The sequence below is a fragment of the Synoicihabitans lomoniglobus genome (assembly GCF_029023725.1).
Taxonomy (GTDB): Bacteria; Verrucomicrobiota; Verrucomicrobiia; order Opitutales; family Opitutaceae; genus Actomonas; species Actomonas lomonigloba.
In genome coordinates, this window is sequence record NZ_CP119075.1 from 5,724,492 (window position 1) to 5,747,199 (window position 22,708).

The window sequence follows — 22,708 nt, forward strand, 5'->3', positions numbered from 1 at the left end:
ACGATGACCCCTCAACTGACCCAGTCCATTGGTGCGCTTTACGATGCGTTTGAGTTGGTGCCCAAACCGGAATCGATAGCAGCTTGCCCGTGTTGCCTCTCTGATGAGGAAATCGCGATTCTTCTAACCAAGCCTTTGCGCGATATCTCAGAGGGCGAGTTGTGCACTTACGCCTCGAAAGCACTTTTGACCGTGGGCGAGGAATCAGATTTCCGATATTACCTGCCTCGAATCCTGGAGGTGTTGGTATCGGAACCGGGGTGGTGGCCTGATCCGGAAGTGGTGGGGCGAGCATTGTTGAATGCCGGTTGGACTGGTTGGTCATCGACGGAAAAACAGGCCGTTTCGGGAGTATTCGAAACTATGGTTGTTGAGTCTTTGGTTGATCCTGAAGGTTCGGACCTCGACTCGTGGCTTTGTGCGGTGGCTCGATGCGGAATGGACCTACCGTTGTTCTTGCGGCGAGTAGCGTCGTCAGATGAAGCGGTTTTAGCCCTCTACACGCAGAACGCGGGTGCCATCATGCAGGGCAAACTTGCCAATGAGTTTTGGGAAGATGTTCCAGTGGAAGCCAAATTGATGCTGGAGTGGTTTTATTCCACCGAAGTTAGGCTGCTGATTCTTGAATCTTACGGGGTCGAACTGAACCCTCCGATTGCACCGCAACCATGAACTCCGAACCTCAACGTCCATCAGCAGGCACCCAGGTGGTCGTCCAGCAGGAATCTGTGGGCAGCAATGGCCGTGCGATTCACCCGGTGGGGGCGGTGGGTATCATCGTGCGGACACCGGTGGGAACAGAGACCGGCTATGCGGTTCGATTTCATGACGGGTTCGAAGTCACCTTGCCCCGTGAGGGCTTCGAGATTCTCAAACACTTCAAGGATCACTTGCCGTCGTCTGCGTCGGCAGAGGAAGTCTTTGATCTGGAATCGCTGGTTGTTTTCTCCTGCGTGGTGGGCTCGCGTGCCTACGGCTTGGATACAGAAGAATCCGACACCGATGTGCGCGGGGTCTATGTTGCGCCGGCGGAGATGCTCTGGTCTTTGTTTGGCGCGCCCGAGCAGTTTGAGGACGGTGAGGCGCAGTCCTGCCATTGGGAATTGCAGAAGTTTCTGACGATGGCGCTCAAGGCGAATCCCAACATCCTGGAGTGTCTCTACTCGCCGCTGGTCGAGAAGGTGACGCCGGTAGGGGAGGCGTTGCTGGCGTTGCGCGAGCGTTTTCTGTCGCGCGTGGTTTTTCAGACCTTCAACGGCTACGCGCTCAGTCAGTTCAAAAAGCTGGAGCAGGACTTGCGCAATCAGGGGAGCATTCGCTGGAAGCACGCGATGCATCTGCTGCGGTTGTTACTCACCGGGGCAGCGACGTTGCGCGAGGGGCGGGTTCCCGTGCGGGTGGAGGCCCATCGTGAGCGTCTGTTGGCGGTCAAGCGCGGTGAATTGGCGTGGTCGAAGGTGGATGATTGGCGGAAGGAACTGCACCGGGAGTTCGAAGCGGCTCTCGCGTCAACCCGCCTACCGCCACGGCCGGACTATGAAGCGGTGAATCATTTCCTGATCGAGACGCGTCGTGATCAGGCGCGTAACGGCCAGACACTCATCGGATGAGGGCACTGCAATATGTGGAGCGTGTGGCCTGGGATCGTCTTTGGGGCCGCTGGGGCGTGGCCGCCAACACAGATGTTTGGTTTGCCCGGATCACAGCCGCTTACGGAGAGCCACGGCGTCACTATCACAACCTGCAGCATGTTGACGCTTGTCTGGAGCAGGCGGAGGCGTTGCAGGAAACGGCCTCCGATATCGACGCCGTGCGGGCGGCGTTGTGGTTTCATGATGTTGTCTACGATCCTAAGTCGCACACCAACGAACAGGATAGTGCGCTGCTCTTTCAGGAGTTTGCGCAGGCGGTGGGTTTGGGGGCCGACCGGGTGTGCGAGGTGCAGCGCTTGATTGAGCTTACCGCCGGGCATGTCGTTGCGGTGAATGATCGAAATGGCGCGGTGATGGCTGATGCAGATTTGGCCGTGCTGGGTGCGTCGGCGGAAGCCTATCGCGACTATGCGGACGCAATCAGGTCGGAGTATGCGTTTGTAGAGGAAAGCAACTATGCCCGTGGGCGTCGTGAGGTGCTTGAACGTTTCCTGGAGCGGTCCGTTATCTACCAAACCTCGTGGATGCGGGACCGTTATGAGCAGCAAGCCAGACTCAATCTTCGCTCCGAAATCGAGAAACTCTCCCTTTTGCCATGACGCTTGATCCCAGACTACAACAGATTGCCGATGCGCAACCTTACCCGCTGGTGTTTGCGACCATCAGTGGCGCGCACCTGTATGGCTTTCCGTCACCGGACTCGGACTTCGATCTGCGGGGAGCGCACGTGCTGCCGCTGCCGAAGGTGGTGGGGCTCACTTTGAGCGACGAGACGGTAGAGGACTCGCGCGTGATTGACGGCCTGGAGATGGACATTGTCAGCCACGATGTGCGGAAGTTTTTTGGCCTGCTGCTCAAGAAAAACGGGTATGTGCTGGAGCAAGTGCTGTCGCCGTTGGTGGTGCGCACCAGTGCAGCGCATGAGGAGCTGCGAGCCATTGCGGATGATTGTGTGACGCGGCATCACGCCCATCACTACCTGGGCTTCTCCGAAACGCAGTGGAAGCTGTGGCAGAAGGAGTCGCCGCGGCGTATCAAGCCGTTGCTTTATGTGTATCGCGTCCTGCTCACGGGCATCTGGCTCATGCGCACCGGAGAGGTGCAGGCCAACGTCACGGTGTTGAACCGTGAGTTTCGACTCCCCCAGATCGATGACTTGGTGGCACGCAAGACCGCGGGCGCTGAACAGCAGACCATCGAAGATCAGGACATGGCCGTGCACGAACGCGCCTACGGTTCTTTGAGTAGTCAATTGGAGGAGGCACGAGACTCAAGTAAGCTGCGCGAACGACCCTCCGAGGCGACGTTCGCGCAGCTCGACGACCTGTTGGTGCGATTGCGAACGAGCTCGGGGAAAGGAACGTGAATTTGAAATGAAACGTCGTCAGATGAATTCCTTGGCCAGTTCGCTTTGTGGATACCTGTGCTCCCGTAACAACGATATCGCCGGATATTGGGGTATCGGAAAACTCTGTCTGGTTGCGCAACGTCGCCGAGTTGCGAAGTTCAGCTTCAAGATTCGGCCAGGTGAAACTCTACGAATCGATGGCTATGAAATCACCGGATCAAAAGTCGTGACGGATAAATTCGTTCGATTTGGTCTCGATACGATCGAGGGCAGGTTGTCGTTCTTCGAGGATGGTCGCTATCCTTATGGCGCGCGGAAATACATTTGCGGAATTGCCATTGCAGTCACGCAAGATGGCAGGACCGGGCTTGGTCTATATCACGTTGCCTGTTGGGCACATGATGCCTCAAAGGAATCTCGTCGCGGGAATTGGGTGCAACCCAAGGGTGTTTTTTAATCACGAATGAGAACAGGAATTGAATTACCAGTCATGCCTACGTTGATTCTTAGCCCACGCCAAACCGAGGATGCCCAACTCTTGTGGCGGGCTGCGATTCGTGCGGGTTGGGCGATTGAACGCGCGTTCGGCTGGAAGTCCCCCGCGAAACCGGAAGATGATTTCACAATATACGGGGAACCTGTTTTCGTTCAGGCGATCGCCGAGAGTTGTGACGTGAAGGTGGTGGTGCCGACAGATGACTGGTTGGCCACATTACCTCTGCGATGGTCGGGCCGAAACGTGAAACTGATGTCGTTGGAGGATGCTCGTTTGATTGGCGTATCCCGTTTCATCAAGCCCTGTTCGGATAAGGAGTTCGCTGCGGGATTGTATGGCAAAGGTAGGTCGTTGCCCGATGAGCAATTGTTGCCGAACGACCTTCCCGTCTTGGTGCAGGAACCGGTTTCATGGGAGACAGAGTTTCGTTGTTTCGTCGTCAATCGTCAGGTGAAAACCTGTTCGGTTTACGCGCGCGGTGGAGAGCTGGCCCAGGCAGAGGATGGTGCGTGGCCTGCCTCGGAACAGGAAGTGACTCAGGCCGTCAGGATATGCGAAGCGGTTTGTGCGGATGCTGACGTGGCGCTTCCCGTCGCGGTGGTGGTCGACGTCGGACTGATTGCAGGTCGCGGCTGGGCTGTCGTTGAGTGTAACGCCGTCACATCCTCCGGAATCTACGGCTGCGACCCGGCGAAGGTCCTGGAGGTATTGAAGCACGGACTGGCATTATAGGATTCCCAACGACTTCGGATTCCAGTGGGACCTCGCCTCGTGTGAGGCCGCGTTTCCTATCCACTCTCTTTCCCGGCGGCCCACGCTCACTGCGGCTCGACACAAGGTCGAGCCCTACATCCACGAGCAATCAGGCGTTATACGATACTAGCTTGGTCGCGGATGGACGCGGATGTGCTGGATCCAGCCGGTGTGGGGTTCGGGATCTGTGTTTATCTGTGGTTAAAATTCTTCACTCCAGTGGTGCCAGGAAAGTGATCAGGTTTGCAATGTGGTCGGGGATGGGGATGGCGAGGTGTTCGCAGCCTAGTTCTATGACGCTTCGATCCACTTTGGCGGCGAAGCTGGGCTCTTTGAACTTCTTGCGGAGGGATTTGGCCTTCATCTGGCCGTAGGGCACGGGATTCAGCTTTCGGTAGGCGTAGAAGATGCCACAGAGTTCATCGCAGGCGAGCAGCGCTGCGGCGAGGCGGGTGCGGGGCAGCGTCTTGTAGTTGTTGTAGCCATACGCGTGGGCTTCGACGGCGTGGATGAGCTCCTCGGGGTAGCCCCATTCGGCGAACCATTTGAGCGATTCCGTGGGGTGCGTTTCCGGGAATTGCTCATAGTCCAGGTCGTGGAGCAGGCCGGTGAGATACCAAAGGTGTTCGTCCTCGCCGAAGTGGCGGGCGTAGCCGACGAGGGCGGTGCCGACCATGAGCGCGTGGTGGCGCTGGTAGGGGTCCTGGACCTGGCGTTCGAGCAGAGCGTGGGCGGCGGCGCGGTCGGGCAGGGGCATGCGGGAATTTTCAAGCCATGGTCCGATGCGTCAATGGTCCGACTTGAGAAAGGGACCCGGCGGGTGGTTTGACTCACGATGGGGTCAACGTATTGATTCGGCGGAGGGACAGGCGGCGCCGGGACGATGCGTGGCTCCGGTCAGGCGTTCGATCACGGCTTCGAGACGGGGCCAGAAGGCGACCCTTTTCAGCAGGGGGTTCATCAGGTGGGTGATCGGACCGTTTTCGGCGCGCGTCCGGCGGGAGAGTTTGTGCGCGTGGTTGGCGTTTCCCGTTCCCGTTCCCGTTTTAGCGGTAGCGGTAGAGCTTGATGCGCTGGATATCGATGCGACCCGGTTCGAGGCGGAGGTGGCGGCCTTGGTGGGTTTGATCGCCGTTGAGCCAACTGAGGTTGGTCCACTCGCCGTTGTCGTCGTATCGACCGGTTTCGCATTCGAGAATGCCCACGATTTCGCCGGGTGTTTCGGAGTGAAAGGTGACCTTGGCTCCGATGCCGGCGAAGACGAACTCGTCGGGACCGGTGGCGATGACGAGTCCGCCGGCGGGCAGGCGGGAGCTGCCGCGCGTGTCGCCGGATTCGTTGATGACGCCGTCGGCGAGGGAGGGGGCCGAAGTGCGCTCGTAGGTGACTTCGAGGATCACGTTGTTGAGGCGCACGCGCTGCGGCACGCGTTGCTCGGCGGGGGTGGGAGGCAGCAGCCCGCGCATGGTGCCCCGACCCTGGTGGGCGGTGAGCAAGGGCGTGAGTTGGCGAATGGCGTCGTAGCTGTCGCGGAGGAGGCGTTGGGCGTGGCCGCTGATCGACTCGATGCCGAAGGGAGAAAACCCCAGACCATCGTGCTGACCGACGGCGTAGAGCGCGTTGACGGAGGCGTCGGTATTACGCAGGGCCTCGGGCACGAGCAGTGGGTTGCCCACGCGGTGATAGAGCCCGGTCCAGTGGGCGAACTCGGGGAAGTAGATGTCGGGAGAGTAGATATCGATGGCGGGCGCGGCGGCGCGCCAGACGTTGATGAGATGGGGCAGCGGACCGGCGCTGGGGTATTGGCCTGGTTCATACAACGTGCGAATGAGGGCGGCGTTGACCAAGACGGGCAGGTCGATTTCGGCGCGCCCGGCGGTGGCGAGTTCCTGCGTATAAGCGGCGAAGGCCCAGGCCATGAAAATTTCGGCGCTCGCCGGTTCGGGGCCGAAGACCTCGGTCCAGCTGCCGCTCATGCGGCGGCCGTGGGTGGACCAGAGTTGGGCGAACTCGGGAACGAGCAGGCCGGCTTTTTCCTGAGCGGCGAGGGAAGTGGTGAGGGCGGCGGGCACGGGAGCGTTCCACGCGGCCTGGGCGAGAGCCGCGTGGTCGCGGGCGGAGGGAATCATGCCGATTTCGTTTTCGATCTGCACCATGATGACGGTGTGATGATCGCTATCGATCTCGCGCAGGTGACGCATGAAGGCCACATAGGCGGCGCGGTCGGCGGCGAGCACGTTGGCGCTGAAGGGGGAGAGGATTTCGACGGCTCGACCCTCGCGGTCGCGGGAGCGTGGAAAACGTTCGGTATCGAGCTTCACCCAATTGGGGGCGTAGCAGGACATGCTGTTTTTCCACGCGCCGAACCAGAGTAGCACGAGTCGCATGTCGTGCTCGCGGGCCTGCGCGATGAGACCGTCCATCAGGGTCCAGTCGAAGACGCCTTCCTGCGGTTCGCTGCGATCCCAGTAAACGGGGGCGACGACGGTGTTGAGGTTGAGATCAACGAGTTTGTCCCACGTTGCGGAAAGCGGATCCAGACCGCCGGCGACGGAATTGCCGAGTTCGCCGCCGCGCATGATGAACGGCTGACCGTCGACGATGAGCTGGGTGGCGTCGCCCTGCGCGGCGAGGTGAGGCGTTTCCGCAGCGGTCAAGGCCAACGGAGCGAGCAGGGCGAGGCAGAAGGGGATTATTTTGAGGTGAGCCACGGTGGTGAGGAAACCCCATAGTGACCCGTTCGGAAACGTCCAAATGCGGTGGTGGTTGGCCAACAATAGACGAGGCGTGAACGCCCCCCCCCTCTCTCTCTGCCGCTCACTAGGCGAGGAGGAGGCGCAGGGCCGTGGTGAGTTGTGCGTCGATGCTGGGTTCGCTGAACGCGACGCTGACCTCGTATCCGCCGGCGGGATACTCTGACGCGGTGGGAATATACCAGGGGCCGCCATCGCCGTAGGCCGCGACGAGGACGGGGCGGTCCGGGCGCAGCGCGCGAGCGAGGAGTTGGTATTCCACGAATAATTCCCCCGGCAGGTGCAGGAGCGCGCACGCGTTCACTTGCAGACAGCTGAGGCTTAGCGGGATTTGGCGGGCGACCCGGTGTTCCCAACTGGTCCAGAAGGCGTGTAACAATGTGCCGATCTGCTGGGCCTCGGGGCCGGCTTTGGCGCCGACTTCCATGCCGAGGGCGGTGGGGGCGGGCGCGGGACGGGGTGTCGGCAGGATTGATTGCGAGCGCCATGTGATGGTGGTCAACGGGGTGGGGACGAGGGCGGCTTCCGAGGCCACGATGCCGTCGTAAACGCGTTGGGTGAGGGCGCTACGATCGGCGGGGGAACCGTCGTTGTATTTACCGGCGGCGACGTTGCCCGCGCAACCGGTGAAATACAGCTGCGTGCAGCCGGGCTCGTCGTGTTGACGTTGCTTGCGGGCGAGTCCCACGAAGTCGCTGCTCACGCGGCCATCGCGATAGTAGCTCATCGGATGGGTCGCGTAGTAGTGACACGAAACGACTTTTCGGGCCCCCGCATAGAAAGCGATTGTCTGCAGTGTCGGATCGATCAGGCCCTCGGGCATACTTCGTAATTCGGGGTCGGTGCACGCACTGCCGCGCATGGAGCGCACGCGTCCGGAGGCATCGCGATCCATGCGTCGGTTGGCCGCGACGTTGTGCACGGTGGCCTGGCCGTGGGCCACGTGGGTGATGGGCTGCGGTCGTTGCAAAGCGTGGCGAACGGCGGTGCGTGCGCGATCGAGGCAGCTTTCGAAAAAGGGGAGTTCGAATACGGGCGGCAGCTCGGGATGAGTGGCGGCGATCGACCGGGTTTCGTGGCAGACGAATGGAGTGTTGTGTTGATGCACGCAGTGCACCGCCACGCGGTCCGGAGTCGTCCCGGCAGCAGCGGCCAACGCGGTGCGCCAAGCCAAATGGGATTCGTTCAACAACCCCGCCCAGTCGACGGCGCACACCACGATCGGCGCGCCCGCGCCGAGCAAAACGTAGCCGATGGCTTCCAGCGGATCGTCGTAGTCAATGGCAGACATCACCAGTCCGCCGAGCAACGCGTGGTGCAGCGGCGGCGTGACATCGAACCGGAAGGGCGCGATCGCAAACGCTGTTTCCGTGTCGTCGATTTGCCCGGTGCTCATGAGGCCGAGCGTCAGCGCCGGCGCGGCGCCCACGCAAGCTCTGGACGTGTCGAAATGCGCCGCCGAGTAATTTTCATTTCGTTTCATTTTGTGTAACTCCGGCGATCCGTTGCATTGCGTTCCCCGTTCACGCTGCGGGTTGCCGCAGACCGATCTTTTTGCCGCTGACCCAACCGCCTTTCATGAATTCCTCCGTCGGCACTACGGCCGAAACTTCTTCGCAACGGATAATTCCCGCACCCTGTTTGGGTTGGTCGCTCGTGGGGGCGGAGGAGGAGCAACTCGTGTTGGAGGTGCTGCGCAGTCAGGCGCTGTTTCGCTACTATGGCCCCGACCCGAAATCACCGCCGGCGATGGTGGCGACCTTGGAGCGAGAGTTCGCCGCACTGGTCGGCACCCGGTTTGCCCTCGCGGTCACGAGTGGCACGGCGGCGTTGCAAGTCGCGTTGGGCGCGCTGGGCGTGGGGCCCGGTGATGAGGTGATCGTGCCGGCGTGGAGTTGGGTGTCGTGTTTTACGGCGGTGGTGCGCGTCGGGGCCCGGCCGGTGTTGGCCGAGGTCGATCAATCGCTTTGTCTTGCGCCGGGTGAAGTCGCGCGGTTGGCCGGACCGCGCACCAAGGCGGTGTTGGTGGTGCATTTCCAAGGCGTCGCGGCTGATCTCGATGCCATTTTGGCCGAGGCCGAAGCTGCGGGCATCGCGGTGCTGGAGGACTGCGCGGAGAGCCCCGGTGCCCTCTACAAAGGGCGGCGAGTGGGCTCGCTCGGCGACATTGGTATTTTTAGTTTTCAACATCACAAGACGATCACCAGCGGCGAGGGCGGCATGGTGGTGACCAACGATGCGCGGCGTTATGAGCGCGCGGTGCGTATGCACGACGTGGGGCAGTTTCGGCCCTTTCATGCGGCGCAAATTGAACCGACGGAAACGGCGTTCTGCGGCGAGCAAAGCCGCATGTCGGAACTCACGGGCGCGGTCGCGTTGGCGCAATTGCGCAAGGTGGATCGTATCCGGTCGCATTGCCGGGGGCTGAGTCTGCGGCTGCGCACGCATCTCGCGGATTTGCCGGGAATCAGTTTGCGGCCGATTCCGGATCCGGAGGGCGAGTCGGGTATCGAGACGTATTTTTGGGTGGCGACGCCGGAGCTGCGCGATGCGTTTCGGGCGGAGTTGGTGGCGGCGAAAATCCCGTGCGACCAAATGACCGGCACCTACGCGCAATACAACCGGGCCTATGTCCATAGCGGGCTGGCGCACGCGCCGGGGGCGACGCCATTTCGGCCTGGTCCGGATTGGCCGGACGCCGCCTACCGGGCGGAGAGTTTTCCGCGCACGGAGCGTTTGATTCACCGGTTCCTAGTGATTCCGGTGGGCATGAAACACACGCTGGCCGACATGGATCATATCGGCGCGGAGGTGCGCCGTATTCACGCGCAGTTGCAGCTCGGTTAACTCTCTCTGGCCCTGATGGAATTCCTGGATTACACAGTCATCGGGCTCTACTTCCTCCTCGTGGTCGGCATCGGGGTGATGTCGTATCGCAAGGTCAAGGGCTCGCGGGATTTCTTTGTCGCGGGAGGCAAGATCCCTTGGTGGCTCGGCGGCGTGTCGCATCACGTTTCGGGCTACAGTGGCGTGGTTTTCGTGGGTTATGCGGCGATCGCCTACGAGTATGGTTTTACGCTCTACGTGTGGTGGGCGGGTTCGATCATCGTGGCGTGTGTGATCGGCGCGCTGGTGTTTGCACCGCGGTGGGCGCGACTGCGCATGGCGTTGGCGATCGAGTCGCCGACGGAGTATTTGGCGATGCGATACGGCGTCGCGACTCAGCAGGTCATGGCGTGGAGTGGCGTGCTGTTGAAGTTGTTCGATGTGGGGGCTAAATGGGCCTCGATCGGCATCCTGTTGCACGGGTTTACGGGACTGCCGCTGACGACCGGCATCCTGCTCTCGGGAGTGGTGTCGCTGTGCTACATCACGGTCGGCGGACTCTGGGCCGACCTCTATAACGACTTTGCGCAGTTCTTCGTGCAGGTGGCGGCGGGGTTGGTATTGTTTGTCACGGTGGCGCGGCATCTGGGCGGTGTGTCCAGCGTGGCGACGATTTGGGAACGGCTACCGTCGGATCACGGGCAGTTGTTCAACGGACCCTATACGCCGCTGTTTTTGGTCGGCTTCGTCATGGTGGCAACGATGAGTTCCAACGGCGGCACGTGGAATCTCGCGGCGCGCTACATCGGCGCTCCTTCGGCGGCGAGTGCGCGCAAGACGGCGCTGTTGTCGGGAGCGCTCTACCTGGTCTGGCCGTTGGTTTTGTTTTTCCCCATGTGGGCGGCGCCACTGTTGTTGCCGAATATCGCGGACCCGTCCCAGTCCTACGTGTTGCTCGTGCGGCAGTATCTGCCGGCGGGTTTGGTGGGACTGGTGCTGGCTTCGATGTTTGCGGCGACGACCTCGATGACGTCGTCGGATACCAACACCATCTCCTCGGTGGTGACGCGGGATATTTTGCCGGTGTTGTCCGCGAAATTTCGGGACCTTGATCAACGGCAATCGCTGCGCCTCGCGCGGCTGACGACGCTCGCGTTCATGGCCGCGACGCTGCTGATCGGCATCGAGGCGGAGCGGTTTGGCGGGGTGCTCGGATTAATCATCTCGTGGTTTGGCGCGCTGATCGGACCGGTATCGGTGCCCATGTTGTTTGGTTTGTTGCCGGTTTACCGAACGGCGGATGCGCGGGCGGCGATCGGTTCGATTTTGGCGGGGTTTGCCGGGTTCGTGGTGGTGACCTACGGTATGGAAGCCGAGCTTGGCCTGCGTATTCTCGTGCCCATTGCCTCGTCGATCACGGTTTTCAGTGCGATGGCTGGGTGGAGGCGGAAGCGGCCCGTGCCTCGGGCGGTCGCGAAACTCATGCAAGGGCTGTCATCGGATGCGGTGGGCTAGGCTGGCAAATTTCCGTTTGCTTTACGGCTCCGCGAAAAATTTCGCCGGGTGGTTGGCTTCTCGACGCGGTCCCCTTGAGGTTGTTCCCGCAAACGACCGCCCGATGGGGGCGGCCCCTTAGAATTTCGACTCATGATGCGTTCGCTCCGTTCCCTTCGCCCGATCCTAACTGCTTCCACGGCCTGTGTGCTGTTGGCGGCTTGCGCCACGCGCGCGCCGGAATCCGTGCCAGCATCCACTCCGGTTGCCATGGCCCCGGAGCCAGCTCCCGTGCACCGCTCCATGGCGCTCACGCCCGCGGAGGCCATCGCCGCTATGGAGCTCAAGCCCGGCTACGGGCTCGAAGTCGTGTTGGCCGAGCCGCAGGTCGAGGAGCCCGTGATGGTCGCGTTTGATGGCAACGGCACGATGTATGTCGCCGAGATGCGCACTTACATGCAGGACGTCGACGCGACCGGCGAGATGGTGCCGACCAGTCGAGTCTCGCGCCACGAGGATACCGATGGCGACGGCGTCTACGACCGTCACACGATCTTTGCCGACGGCCTGCTGTTGCCGCGCACGTTGCTCACGCTCGAAAACGAAGTCGTGATCGGCGAAACCAACACGCTCGATCTCTACGTCTACGAGGACACCGATGGCGACGGCGTGGCTGACACGAAGAAGCCGTGGTTTCGCGGTGGTCCGCGCGGGGGCAATCTCGAGCACCAGCCCAACGGCCTGACGTGGGCGTTGGACAACGGACTTTACGCGACCTTCAACGACTTTCGTCTGCGCTACACGAATGGCACGGTCGTGCGCGAAAATATTCCGGTCAACGGCGGCCAGTGGGGTCTCACCCAGGACGACTGGGGCAAGGTCTGGTTTGTGCATGCCGGGGCCGAGACGGGGCCCGAACATTTCCAGCAACACATCATCTACGGCCAGTTCCGCTCCCCCGAAGAACACATCGGCGACTACAAGATCGTGTGGCCGATCGACAACATTCCGGATACCCAGGGCGGCCCCGGTCAGCTGCGGCCCGACAACACCCTGAACCATTTCACCGCCACGTGCGGCCAGGATATTTTCCGGGGTGATCGACTGCCCGTCGACCTGCGCGGCGACCTGTTGTTTGCCGAACCGGTCGGACGGTTGATTCGACGCACCGAGATCACGTCCGACGACGGCATTGTTAAACTGGCCAACCCTTATGAAGCCGCCCACGGCGAATTCATGCGCACGCGTGATCCGTTGTTCCGTCCGGTCAACATGGTCACCGCGCCCGACGGCACGCTCTACGTGGTCGATATGTATCGAGGCATCATCCAGGAGGGCAACTGGACTCGCGAAGGCACTTACCTCCGCGAGCAAATCGTGAAGCATGGCCTCGATCGCGAGATCGGCCGCGGCCGCATTTATCGCGTGCGTCACGACGACTTCACGCCCGGTCCGCAGCCGCGCATGCTCGAGGAAACGTCGGCGCAACTTGTCGCGCATTTTTCACATCCCAACGGTTGGTGGCGCGACACCGCGCAAAAGCTTCTCATCCTGCGCGGCGACCATGCGGTCGTGCCGGCGCTGACCGATCTCGCCGCTGGTCGCACCACGACCAACCCGCTCGCCCGCAGCCATGCGCTGTGGACGCTCGAAGGTCTCGATGCCCTCACGCCCGAGTTGGTGCAAGGCGCGCTCGCCTCTGATCACCCCGGTCTGCGCCGCATGGGATTGCGCCTCGCGGAGGGTTGGTTGCTGCCAGCCGAGGGCGGAAACACCGCACCTTTACCCGTCGACGAAGAAGCGCGATCTGCTCCGGCGGTCATCGCGGACGCCGACCGGACGCCTGCGACGGTGATTCGTCCGGCGGCGGGCATCGGGGCGGCCGATGTCGCGTCGCTGCGCGCGGGCATGCAGGCGGCGTTGCAGGACTCCGATCCCGAAGTCGTCGTCCAAGCGATGGTCTCGCTCAACCGCGTCGGTGGCGACGATGTCGAATCGCTGATTCAAAGCGCGGCGGAGGCGTCGACGTCCGCCGGCGTTTATAGTATCAACGAACAACTTTGGCAAAAGGGCGCGGACGAAGATCCGTTTCTCATGGTGCAACTCGGCGCCGCCGGGCTGAAGTCCTACCGTGAGGGCAAAAAGATTTATGACTCGTTGTGCTTTTCCTGCCACGGCCCCGATGGGCTGGGGGTGGCCGTGAACGAGGAGCGCAAGCTTGCGCCACCGCTGACGGATTCGGCGCGGGTGCTCGGCAGCGAAGGCGCGATCATCGACATCGTATTGCACGGATTGCAGGGCGACGTCGATGGCGTCGACTACGGCGCACCGATGATTCCGATGAATTCCTATTCCGACGCGGAACTCGCGAGTGTGTTGACCTACATCCGCAACAGCTTCGGCAACCGCGGCAGTGTGGTCGAAGCCGACACGGTGGCGACGCATCGGAAGCGTGGCGCGGCGCGCACGGCGTTTTGGACGATGGCGGAACTCGAGCAGTCCTATCCGGTGCTCACCGTGCCGCGGGAGCGCTTCGTGAAACGCGATCAATGGAAGCTCACCAACGGCGAACCCTTGCAGGAGGGCAGCCAGCTCACCCACGCGATTGACGACAGCTTGGAGACTGGCTTTGCGACCGCCAAAGTTGCGCCGTTTCCGGGGCAGTGGTTGGTCATCGAACTCCCGGCGAAGAGCACCATCACGTCCATTGTGATGGATGCCACCGGCGACGAAGAATCTTACGCGCCGGGTTATGACGTGCAGATCTCCACTGACGGTCAGTCATGGGGCGAACCCGTGGTTAAAGCCATCGGGGAAGTGAAAGCGCGGCTGCACCTGGCGAAGCCGATCGAAGCCAAGTGGCTGCGCCTGACGGTGAACCACAAAGACGGCTGGCAACGTTGGGTGATCAACAACCTCGAACTCTACGGCGACGAAGGCTGAGCCCGTAGCTGGCGACGTTCCGACTCATTCACTCCGGCGGATGGCTGGGAGCGTTCGAGGTGCGGCGGGTGTCATACCTCGGGTGTCTACCTATAATACCTTGACAGTCGACCTATAATGCCTCGGCATTCGAGGTATGAAGCGATTGCAGACGTCGTTGTTACAGGGCACGCTGGATTTGATGGTGTTGCGGGTGGTGAGTGCCGGTCCGCGTCACGGTTATGATATCGCGAAGCGCATCGAGGTATTGTCCCGGGATATCCTGAGCATCGGCCAAGGGTCACTGTATCCGGCGCTGCATCGGCTGGAAGAGCGGGGGTTCGTCAAAGCGACTTGGAAGATGAGTGAGACGGGTCGGCGGGCGCGCTTCTACGCCTTGACTGCGGCGGGCAAGCGGGAGTTGACCGCGAGTGAGGACTATTGGCGGGCATTTAGCACGGCGGTGGAGCACGTGCTGAAAGGAGCGGACGCGTGAGGGGGCTGCGCACGCTGTGGCGATGGTTGACGGCGGGGTGGCGGCAACGCTCCCGCGAGGGGGATTTGGCAGAGGAAATGGCGCACCACGTCGGCGAGTTGGAGCAGGATCATCGGCGGCGCGGTTTGACGGCGGAGAAAGCGCGCTGGGCGGCCCGGCGTGACTTCGGGGTGGCGCAAGATGCCTTTGCCGAAGAAGCCCGGGAAGCGTGGGCGGGCAGGCGCACCTTGGAGCTCGGTCGCGACGTGCGTTTTGGCTGGCGCATGATGCGCAAACACCGGGCGCTGACATTCGCGGTGGTGCTGACGTTGGGACTTTGTCTGGGCGGAAATACGGCGATTCTGGCGGTCTTGAATCAGCTGGTGCTGCGGCCGCCGCCCTTTCCGGAACCTGATCGTTTGGTGGAAGTTTATAGTGGTTACGCGGGATCGGGCATCGTCGATGCCGGCAGCAATGCCTACCGACTGCGGCGCATGAGCGAGTTGGCGGATGTGCAGGAAGGGGCCGCGTTGTGGAACGAGGAGTGGCGGATTGCGCGGTGGGACGAAGCCTCGCGCCAATTGAAAGGGTGGTGGGCCTCGGCCGGTGTGATGAAAACGGTGGGGCTGGTGCAACGGCGAGGCCGGGGCTTTGAGCCGGGCGAAGAGCGGGCGGTGTTGTTGGCCGAGACGTTTTGGCAGGACGTGATGAATGGCCGCGAAGATGCGGTGGGTGGTGGTTTCGTGATTCAAGGCGAAGCGCATACGGTGGTGGGCGTGGTGGCGGGATTGCCGGCGGATGTCGCTTACGTGCGGGTGCGCCAATGGACCGAAGCGGAGTATCAGGGAACCGACTACGATGGGCGGCACGATCGTTTGGGCCGACTGTGGTTACGATTGGCTCCGGGAGTGTCGCTGGCGCAGTTGCGGGCGCGGATCGAGGCCCTGGACGCGCGGGAACTTGCGGCCGGATCGGCGGCGGATCGGGCGCGAGCGCAGCAGGAGGGATTTGCCACACGGGCGGATCGACTGGCCGACGTGCGCAATCGGGAATTGCGGCCTCGGCTCTATTTGCTGCAAGCGGCCGGTTTACTGGTATTGCTGATCGGGGCGGTGAATATTGCCGGGTTGTTGACGGCGCGGGCCAACGCGCGGCGGGAAGAGCTGGCAACCCGCGTGGCCTTGGGGGCGACACGCGGACGCTTGGTGCAGCAATGGACCACGGAGAGCGTGCTTTTGGCGGTCGCCGGTTGGGCGTGTGGCATCGGTGTCGCCGGCGTGATGTTGCGATATTACCCGCAGTGGACCGGGGCGACGGCGGAGGCAGATGTGGCGACGTTGTTGCCGCCGGGGGTGGTGGTCGCGTCGCTGGGACTGGCTTTGGTGACGGCGTTGTTTCTGGGGCTGATGACCGGCACACAAGTGGCGGCCATGCATGGTCGAGTTTCCACGCCAGGCGTGGCGCGCGGCGGCACCCCGACCAAAGCGTTGCGGCGATTGGGTGGACGATTGGCCTCGGCGCAGACCGCGGTGGCAGTGGTGCTGCTCGGGGCCGCGGGGATGTTGTGGCAAAGTTATGCGCAGGTGATCGGGCGGGAACTCGGGTATGCCGCGGACGAGTTGGTCATGATGCGGGTGCTGCTGCCGGAGGACCGTTACGCGGAGGCGGCCGACAAGGATGCGTTTGCGGAACGTTTGGAGCGCACCTTGGCGGCCATTCCCGGAGTTGAGGGCGTGGCGCGCACGAGTTTTGTGCCGACGTTTGGGCATCCGGACATGGCCCTGCATGTGGCGGGTCGCGAAGCGGGGGAGGCGGGGCTCGGTCGCGTCGCGTTTACGCAGGTGAGCCCGGACTATTTTGCGACGATGGAAATACCGATACTGCAGGGTAGAGGTATCGAAGATGGGGATACGGCATGGTGGCGCGAGGCGGTCGTGATTGACCGGCGCTTGGCGCGCAGTGTGTTCGGCGACGGGGAAGCGGTGGGCCAACGGATCCGGTTGGGAGCGAATCCCCGCAATCCCAACGCTTGGCCGGTGGTGGTGGGCGTGGCGGCGGAAGTGCGGCACGGCGGGTGGGACGAAGCCGACGGTTTGCCCATGGTTTATCGACCCATCGCGGAGAGCGGTGGCGCGGAGTTCAGTGTGGTGCTGCGCACGCCGCGCGATCCGGCGGAGCTGTTGGCGGTCGTGCGCACGGCGGTGCAGGAGCTTGATCCCCAGGTGCCGGTGTTTCGGTTGGGCTCGATGGAAGCGTTTTTGGCGGAATCGGTGCAACCCCGGTTGACCCTGCTCAATATCATCGGCGCGTTCGCCGTGATTGCGTTGGGTCTCACGACGCTGGGCGTCGCGGGCATCCTGTTTTTTGATGTGGGATCGCGGACGCGGGAGCTCGGGATTCGCCTCGCCCTCGGGGCGGATCGCGGGGCGGTCCAGCGGTTGGTCGTGCGCCAAGCCCTGACGCGAGTCGCTTGGGGCGTGGCGATCGGTTTGCCCGGGCTTTATGCGGCGGGCATGGTGATGAGAGGGGTGTTATTCGATGCCTCCGCTCCGCAGGTATTGGTCTACGGAGTCGTGGTCGCGGCGATGGGAATAGTCGGACTCGTGGCTGGATACTTTCCCGCCCGACGCGCCGTCAAAGTGGATCCGGTCGAGGCGCTGCGCGCGGGTTAATCCGCGCGCATTTGCCCACCCCCGGCCTAAGCGATCGTCACCGTCGTGGTCGCGGGAGCGGGGGCGCCGAGGGCGATGGCGCGAGGGCCGGGAGAGGCGGAGCCGATGACGAGACCGTAGTCGCCGACGACCGGCACGTGTTTGCCTTGCGCATCAACTTGATAAAGCGCTTCGGGCCGCAAGGTGAAGACGACCGGCGCGGTTTGCCCGGCCGGCAGATGCAGTTTTTGAAAATCGACCAAGGTCGCCACGGGGGCGTCGGCCCAGGACGTGGGCGGCTGGATGTAACATTGCACGGTTTCGCTCACGGCCTGGTATCCCCGATTGGTCAGCGTAGTGGTCGCAATGATACTGCCGTCGAGTTCCGTCGTCGTTTCGAGCGGGCCGTAGCTCAGCTCGCCGTAGCTCAGCCCGAAGCCGAACGGATAGAGCGGTTCTTTGGTGGCGAACCGATAAGTGCGGCCCTGCATGGCGTAGTCTTCAAACGGCGGCAGGTCGGCGGTCGCGTAGGGCACGGTGACGGGCAGCTTGCCGGACGGAGCGGCGTCGCCGAAGAGCACGTTGGCGAGCGCGGTGCCGCCTTCGCAGCCGCTATACCAGACCTGAATGACGGCGTCGGCGAGCTCCTGCACTTCCGGCACGGCGAGGGCGCCACCGCCGGTGAGCACGACCACGAGGTGTTTGGCGTGGGTGCGCAGCTCTTTGAGGAACTCGATTTGCGAGGCGGGTAACTCGATGAAATCGCGGTCGCCGCCGGATGCGGAAGCGACGGCATCGCCCTCTTCGCCTTCCAACGTGTGGTCGGTGCCGAGCACGGCGATGACCACCTCGGAACGGTCGGCGGCGCCGAACGTGTAGTTGACGCCCGGGGCCTTCGCGCCCTGGAGCGGGCAACCGTGGCGATACTCGATGCGCACGCCCTCGGCGACGCGGGCATTGACGCCTTCGGTGTAAGTCACGAGGCGACCGCTCACGCCGTAGTAGTTGCCGAGCAGGGCCCCGACACCACCGGCCAACGGACCGCAGACAAGCAGGCCGTCGGGGTCGTCGCGCAACGGGAGCAGGTTGTCTTTGTTCTTGAGCAATACCATCGACTCGATCGCGGTGCGCCGCGCGAGATCGCGGTGTTCGGCCGAGTCGACGATGTCGATTGGCGTGTCGGCCCACGGCGTCGTGCCGGTGGGATCGAGCAGGCCGAGACGGAATTTGGTGCTGAGTAATCGGCGCACGGATACGTCGACATCGGCCTCGCTGACGAGTCCCTCGCTCACCGCGGTCAGCAGATCGTTGTAAGTGCAGCCGCAGTTGAGGTCGCAGCCGTTTTTGAGGGCGAGCGCGGCGGATTCGGCGGCGGTTTTGGTGACCTGATGATCGACGTGGAAGTCGAGCAAAGCCCAGCAATCGCTGACGACGTGACCTTGGAATTTCCATTCGTCGCGCAGGATGTCGACGAGCAGTTGTTTGGAGCCGCAAGCCGGCTCGCCGTCGACGCGGTTGTAGGCGCCCATGACGGTTTCGACGCCGGCATCGACGAGTTTCTTGAAAGCGGGCAGATAGGTTTCCCGCAGATCCTTGCGAGTGGGGCGGGCGTCGAATTTGTGGCGATCCTGTTCGGGGCCGCTGTGCACCGCGTAGTGTTTGGCGCAGGCCGCGGCTTTTAAGAAACGCTCATCCTGCCCTTGCAGACCCTCGACGACGGCGACGCCGAGTTCGCCCATGAGATAGGGATCCTCGCCAAACGTTTCCATGCCGCGACCCCAGCGCGGATCGCGGAAGATATTGATATTGGGCGTCCAGAACGTGAGCCCCTGATATTGTCCGCGACGACCAGCGCGCAGCGCGGCGTGGTGTTTGGCCTGGGCTTCGTCGGAGATGACCGAAGCGACCTGGCGAATAAGGTCGCGGTTGAACGTCGCGCCCATGGCGATGCCTTGGGGGAAGACGGTGGCACGACCATTGCGACCGATGCCGTGGCAGGCCTCGTTCCACCAATTGTATTCGGGAACATCGAGCCGAGGGATGGCCTTGTTCTCGTGGAGGAGTTGGTTGACCTTTTCCTCAAGCGTGAGGCGGGACAGCAAATCGTTGATGCGATCGGAGACGGGCAGACTGGGGTCCTGGAAGGGGTAAGCAGACATGGAGCGATGGGGGACTGGAAACTAAGGGGGACATCACTGTTGTGGAATCCGACGAACTCCTCGACGCGCTCCCGGTTCTAACAGTTGCGAACCGCCGTCAGCCTGCTGGTTTAACGCAAAGACGCGAAGATCGCAGAGGGCGCAAAGTAAAAGGCCGTGACTGGGCGGACTTGAATTTAGACGCGAATGAGTGGTTATGTTTCCTCTCCAGAAGCTTGAATCGCGTCCGATTCGCCGAGTCGGGCATGAAGCCCGGCATTCTGCGCTCCTATAAAAACGGACCTGCCTCACCGCCTTGGCGGTCTTGGCACGCTTGGCGTCTTGGCGTTAAAAACCAGCGGGCTGAAAGCCTCAGGGTGTGGCGGCGATGGTGAGGAGTTCGCGGAGGCGAGCCGGGTCGGTGGCGGAGGTCTTGGCGACGAAGCCGCGCAAGTGGGCGAAGTGCACATCGGCTTCGTCGGTGATGCGGGTGAAATCCATGGCCGGATGATCGCGGTGACGGGACAGGCCGTAGCCAGCGCCGCGTCGATCGGGAGCGATGATGGCAACCACGCAATCGTTGAGATCCTGTTCCATGACGTAGCGATCGAGACCGCTCGACGGCTCGTCGGGAAGCGGGTCGGTGCGCGGGAGGAACAGCACTTCGGCCGGGACGTCGCCGTTCGTTACGCCGTCGAGGGTCCAGCGCTGGGCGTGTTGGCCGATGAAATCGAGGCGGGTGCGCAGACCGCGGAGATAGTCGAGCAGATCGCGGCCGACCATGCGCATGAGTTCCCAGATCGGTTCACCGGCGGCGTGTTCGGTTTGACCGGCAAAGCGACGCAGCATCGTGCCGTCGATGGGGGAGTAGAGTTGGTTCACGATGTCGCGCTCGACGCCGAGCCAGCGGGCGGTGGCGTTGGGGCCGCGGCAATCAAACCACTCGGCCGGTTCGAGCCAGTCGCAGAAGGCGCGCGCGTCCTCGTAGAGACGGAGATGTTGCAATACCAGTGAGAGCGCGCAGGTGGGCGCCGCGTCGTCGGGCAGCTGGTGGTGATCGAAATTGAGGAGGGCGGGATCGTGAACGTGGCCCACATCGACGACGACGATGGACGCGTCGGCGAGATCGGCATCGGTAGGTTCGCGGCGCACGATCGGCACGGGCGTGGACGCCGAAGCGACCAACACGCAGCAGGCAAGAAACTCATCTTTGTGGGCACCACCCGGATGGGTGAGGATCGTGGTAAATGGCGACATGAAGCGCCCATCCAACACACGCAGTTCGCTAAAAGCCAAGCCAGCGGAGGGGGTTGCCCATTAAATCACCCCCAAACTCGCGGGATCGTAGAGCTACGGGATCGAGCGAACTGCCTGCTCAAGGTTCAGTGTCTTTTAGGGTGTTTCGTGAATGGAATCGTTACAGGCTGATCGCATCGCTATGAAACCCATTCTCTATATCGCCATGGATGACGTGCTGGTGGACGTCGCCTCCGGACTGAACTTCGTGGCCAAGGAAGTCGTCGAGAAATACGCCGGTCGAGTCGCGGAGATTCCGGGCCTTTTTGGCAAGATGGATGCCGTGCCGGAAGCGGTGTCGGCCTTCCGTCAACTCGCGGAACGATACGACACCTATGTGGTTTCGACGGCCCCGTGGGACAACCCGACCGCGTGGAGCGACAAGGTCAGTTGGGTGTCATGTCATCTCGGAGACGCGACGCGGGATCGCCTCGTGTTGACCCCGACCATGAGCCTGTTGCGAGGCGATATTCTGATCACCGCGACCGCGACGGATTTTACGGGAGAAGTGATCACTCTCGGTTCCGCGGCGACGCCCGATTGGGCGGCCGTGCTGCAAAGACTGATCGCGGATTAGGAGTCCGCCTGAGCAGCAGTGTTGTCCTCGGATTCCCATTCCTGACAACACGCGCCTCGAAGCGGGTAGCAGTCATCACAGATCGGCACATCGCCCACCCGCAAAACCACCGGCACCCCGCAATGCACGCAAGGCAGCGGGGGCACGATTGGAGTATCCGCAGCAGAAGCCATGGCGCGAAGCACGTCGCACCCCGTCCCCCGTGTCAAACGAGGGCAGGGCAGAGCATCACCAGTAAGTGCGCCCTGTTCAAAATGGCCCGCGATACCGCTGGTTGGAAATCCCTCGAGGGCGAATTTATGCCATCAAAATAGTAATTTGACGTCGAAATGTCGCTCGATAGGGTGGTGCGCATGAAGAGGGCCACCACCTTTCGCTTAAAGCCGGATGTGCAAGCGGGCTTGGATCTCGTCAGTCAGCTGCAGCACCGTCCGAAGAACAAATTGGTTAACGAAGCCGTGGCCGAGTATGTCACGCGCCACGCGCTCCAGACCGACGAGGCGCTGCAAGATATCCTGCGGAGCTTGGGCGCTTATCGACAATCGGATCCCGATTTTGAGCACGCGATCGATGCCGCCGTTGCTGCCGAAGCGTCCCGCCGCTCGCACGAGGATCCGGCAGAAGGGCAACCGACCCCTTCTCTTTCACCGGTCACCGCCGGGTTGCGCCAACTGATCGATGCCTGATTGGGATGAAGACAGCCCTCGGCTGCGCCAAAACCTGAAGCAAGTTCTGACCGCCATCCGGGCGCAGGCTGCGGCGCGAGGGAAACTACGTCTCACCGACGCCAAAACCTGGCATCGTGTTATGATGGCCGGACTCACGCCTCCGGACAAAACCATGGTGGGTCGATTCCGCGGCACCGATCCGTTGACGAGCGTCGAGATTTTGGTCGGCTCGTATCCCGGTGTCGCTGCCGCCGAAGTCGCCGCGCAAACGACTCAATTTGAAACGACGCTCGGGCAAATCACCCAGCACCTCGACGCCACCATTGCTCCGGGGGCGACGCTGACTCCGGATCAACTTACCGCCATCATCGAAGCCTGCGCGTGGGTCCACGCCGAATGGGTGCGCATTCACCCCTTTGCCAATGGCAACGGCCGCACCGCTCGCTTCTGGGCCAACGCCATCGCCATGCGTTACCAGCTCCCACCCTTTATTCGGCTCCGCCCGCGCCCCAACTTTGGCTACGACATCGCCTCCGGCGAAACCATGCTCGGCCATCGCAAGCCTACCATCGTTACCTTCCGGCGCATGCTCGACGCGTTCCTGGAAGGGTAATGAAGCGCGACTGTCGGTAAGCCTTTACCGCACTGCAATTTCCTTC

Annotated in this window: 20 protein-coding genes; 14 read left to right on the top strand and 6 right to left on the bottom strand. The window is 62.3% G+C overall.

From position 1 onward, the window contains the following. The first annotated feature begins 3 nt into the window (after positions 1-3). Genes PXH66_RS22290 through PXH66_RS22315 form a run of 6 tightly spaced genes read left to right on the top strand, consistent with a single transcriptional unit; the run spans position 4 to position 4,228 of the window. Positions 4-672, top strand: coding sequence for a hypothetical protein (locus PXH66_RS22290; RefSeq protein WP_330929466.1), 669 nt, complete (start codon positions 4-6; stop codon positions 670-672). Then, positions 669-1,610 carry a nucleotidyltransferase domain-containing protein gene (locus PXH66_RS22295; RefSeq protein ID WP_330929467.1) on the top strand — a complete coding sequence of 314 codons (942 nt, stop codon included), beginning with the start codon at positions 669-671 and terminating at the stop codon, positions 1,608-1,610. The genes PXH66_RS22290 and PXH66_RS22295 overlap by 4 nt, the downstream gene beginning before the upstream one ends. Further along, on the top strand, positions 1,607-2,251 hold the full coding sequence (locus PXH66_RS22300) for an HD domain-containing protein (RefSeq protein ID WP_330929468.1): 645 nt from the start codon (positions 1,607-1,609) through the stop codon (positions 2,249-2,251). Before PXH66_RS22295 ends, PXH66_RS22300 begins: the two co-directional genes overlap by 4 nt. Further along, a complete protein-coding gene (locus PXH66_RS22305) occupies positions 2,248-3,018 on the top strand; it encodes a nucleotidyltransferase domain-containing protein (protein ID WP_330929469.1) in 771 nt (256 codons plus the stop codon). Before PXH66_RS22300 ends, PXH66_RS22305 begins: the two co-directional genes overlap by 4 nt. Before the next feature lie 7 nt (positions 3,019-3,025). Continuing rightward, positions 3,026-3,457 carry a hypothetical protein gene (locus PXH66_RS22310; protein ID WP_330929470.1) on the top strand — a complete coding sequence of 144 codons (432 nt, stop codon included), beginning with the start codon at positions 3,026-3,028 and terminating at the stop codon, positions 3,455-3,457. A gap of 33 nt (positions 3,458-3,490) precedes the next feature. Continuing rightward, the gene (locus PXH66_RS22315) at positions 3,491-4,228 is read left to right on the top strand and encodes an ATP-grasp domain-containing protein (RefSeq protein WP_330932168.1); all 738 of its coding nucleotides are present in this window, start codon (positions 3,491-3,493) and stop codon (positions 4,226-4,228) included. A 232-nt stretch (positions 4,229-4,460) separates the two neighbouring features. Here the strand turns inward: PXH66_RS22315 and PXH66_RS22320 are convergent, their stop codons facing one another. From PXH66_RS22320 to PXH66_RS22330, 3 genes are all read right to left on the bottom strand, one after another. Then, on the bottom strand, positions 4,461-5,006 hold the full coding sequence (locus PXH66_RS22320) for an HD domain-containing protein (RefSeq protein WP_330929472.1): 546 nt from the start codon (positions 5,004-5,006) through the stop codon (positions 4,461-4,463). Between the two features lie 289 nt (positions 5,007-5,295). Further along, entirely contained in the window at positions 5,296-6,960 is a 1,665-nt protein-coding gene (locus tag PXH66_RS22325) for a GH35 family beta-galactosidase (protein ID WP_330929473.1), read from the bottom strand. A 109-nt stretch (positions 6,961-7,069) separates the two neighbouring features. Then, positions 7,070-8,485: a hypothetical protein gene (locus PXH66_RS22330; RefSeq protein WP_330929474.1), complete on the bottom strand. Its 1,416-nt coding sequence runs from the start codon at positions 8,483-8,485 to the stop codon at positions 7,070-7,072. Between the two features lie 95 nt (positions 8,486-8,580). Between PXH66_RS22330 and PXH66_RS22335 the strand changes: the two genes are divergently transcribed. The 5 genes from PXH66_RS22335 to PXH66_RS22355 all read left to right on the top strand — a co-directional run bounded on the left by PXH66_RS22335 (position 8,581) and on the right by PXH66_RS22355 (position 17,391). Beyond that, a complete protein-coding gene (locus tag PXH66_RS22335; protein ID WP_330929475.1) occupies positions 8,581-9,849 on the top strand; it encodes a DegT/DnrJ/EryC1/StrS family aminotransferase in 1,269 nt (422 codons plus the stop codon). 15 nt (positions 9,850-9,864) lie between these two features. Beyond that, the gene (locus tag PXH66_RS22340; protein WP_330929476.1) at positions 9,865-11,343 is read left to right on the top strand and encodes a sodium:solute symporter family protein; all 1,479 of its coding nucleotides are present in this window, start codon (positions 9,865-9,867) and stop codon (positions 11,341-11,343) included. Between the two features lie 132 nt (positions 11,344-11,475). Then, complete coding sequence (locus PXH66_RS22345) at positions 11,476-14,265, top strand: DUF7133 domain-containing protein (RefSeq protein ID WP_330929477.1); 2,790 nt, start codon at positions 11,476-11,478, stop codon at positions 14,263-14,265. A 136-nt stretch (positions 14,266-14,401) separates the two neighbouring features. Beyond that, positions 14,402-14,740 carry a PadR family transcriptional regulator gene (locus PXH66_RS22350; protein ID WP_330929478.1) on the top strand — a complete coding sequence of 113 codons (339 nt, stop codon included), beginning with the start codon at positions 14,402-14,404 and terminating at the stop codon, positions 14,738-14,740. Beyond that, on the top strand, positions 14,737-17,391 hold the full coding sequence (locus tag PXH66_RS22355) for an FtsX-like permease family protein (RefSeq protein WP_330929479.1): 2,655 nt from the start codon (positions 14,737-14,739) through the stop codon (positions 17,389-17,391). The genes PXH66_RS22350 and PXH66_RS22355 overlap by 4 nt, the downstream gene beginning before the upstream one ends. Before the next feature lie 26 nt (positions 17,392-17,417). On the opposite strand, the gene PXH66_RS22360 is transcribed toward PXH66_RS22355, so the two are convergent. Next, on the bottom strand, positions 17,418-19,529 hold the full coding sequence (locus PXH66_RS22360; protein ID WP_330929480.1) for a glycoside hydrolase family 3 N-terminal domain-containing protein: 2,112 nt from the start codon (positions 19,527-19,529) through the stop codon (positions 17,418-17,420). 351 nt (positions 19,530-19,880) lie between these two features. Then, complete coding sequence (locus tag PXH66_RS22365) at positions 19,881-20,765, bottom strand: MYG1 family protein (RefSeq protein WP_330929481.1); 885 nt, start codon at positions 20,763-20,765, stop codon at positions 19,881-19,883. A 181-nt stretch (positions 20,766-20,946) separates the two neighbouring features. Here PXH66_RS22365 and PXH66_RS22370 point away from each other — a divergent pair, with 181 nt between their 5' ends. Continuing rightward, a complete protein-coding gene (locus PXH66_RS22370; protein ID WP_330929482.1) occupies positions 20,947-21,381 on the top strand; it encodes a 5' nucleotidase, NT5C type in 435 nt (144 codons plus the stop codon). On the opposite strand, the gene PXH66_RS22375 is transcribed toward PXH66_RS22370, so the two are convergent. Next, positions 21,378-21,527 (bottom strand): hypothetical protein, encoded by a 150-nt coding sequence (locus PXH66_RS22375; protein WP_330932169.1) that lies wholly within the window; start codon positions 21,525-21,527, stop codon positions 21,378-21,380. The two genes, PXH66_RS22370 and PXH66_RS22375, sit on opposite strands and share 4 nt — an antisense overlap. Positions 21,528-21,734: 207 nt before the next feature. Between PXH66_RS22375 and PXH66_RS22380 the strand changes: the two genes are divergently transcribed. Beyond that, positions 21,735-22,067 carry a CopG family ribbon-helix-helix protein gene (locus tag PXH66_RS22380; RefSeq protein WP_330929484.1) on the top strand — a complete coding sequence of 111 codons (333 nt, stop codon included), beginning with the start codon at positions 21,735-21,737 and terminating at the stop codon, positions 22,065-22,067. Then, on the top strand, positions 22,060-22,662 hold the full coding sequence (locus PXH66_RS22385; RefSeq protein WP_330929485.1) for a Fic family protein: 603 nt from the start codon (positions 22,060-22,062) through the stop codon (positions 22,660-22,662). The genes PXH66_RS22380 and PXH66_RS22385 overlap by 8 nt, the downstream gene beginning before the upstream one ends. Positions 22,663-22,708 lie beyond the last annotated feature (46 nt).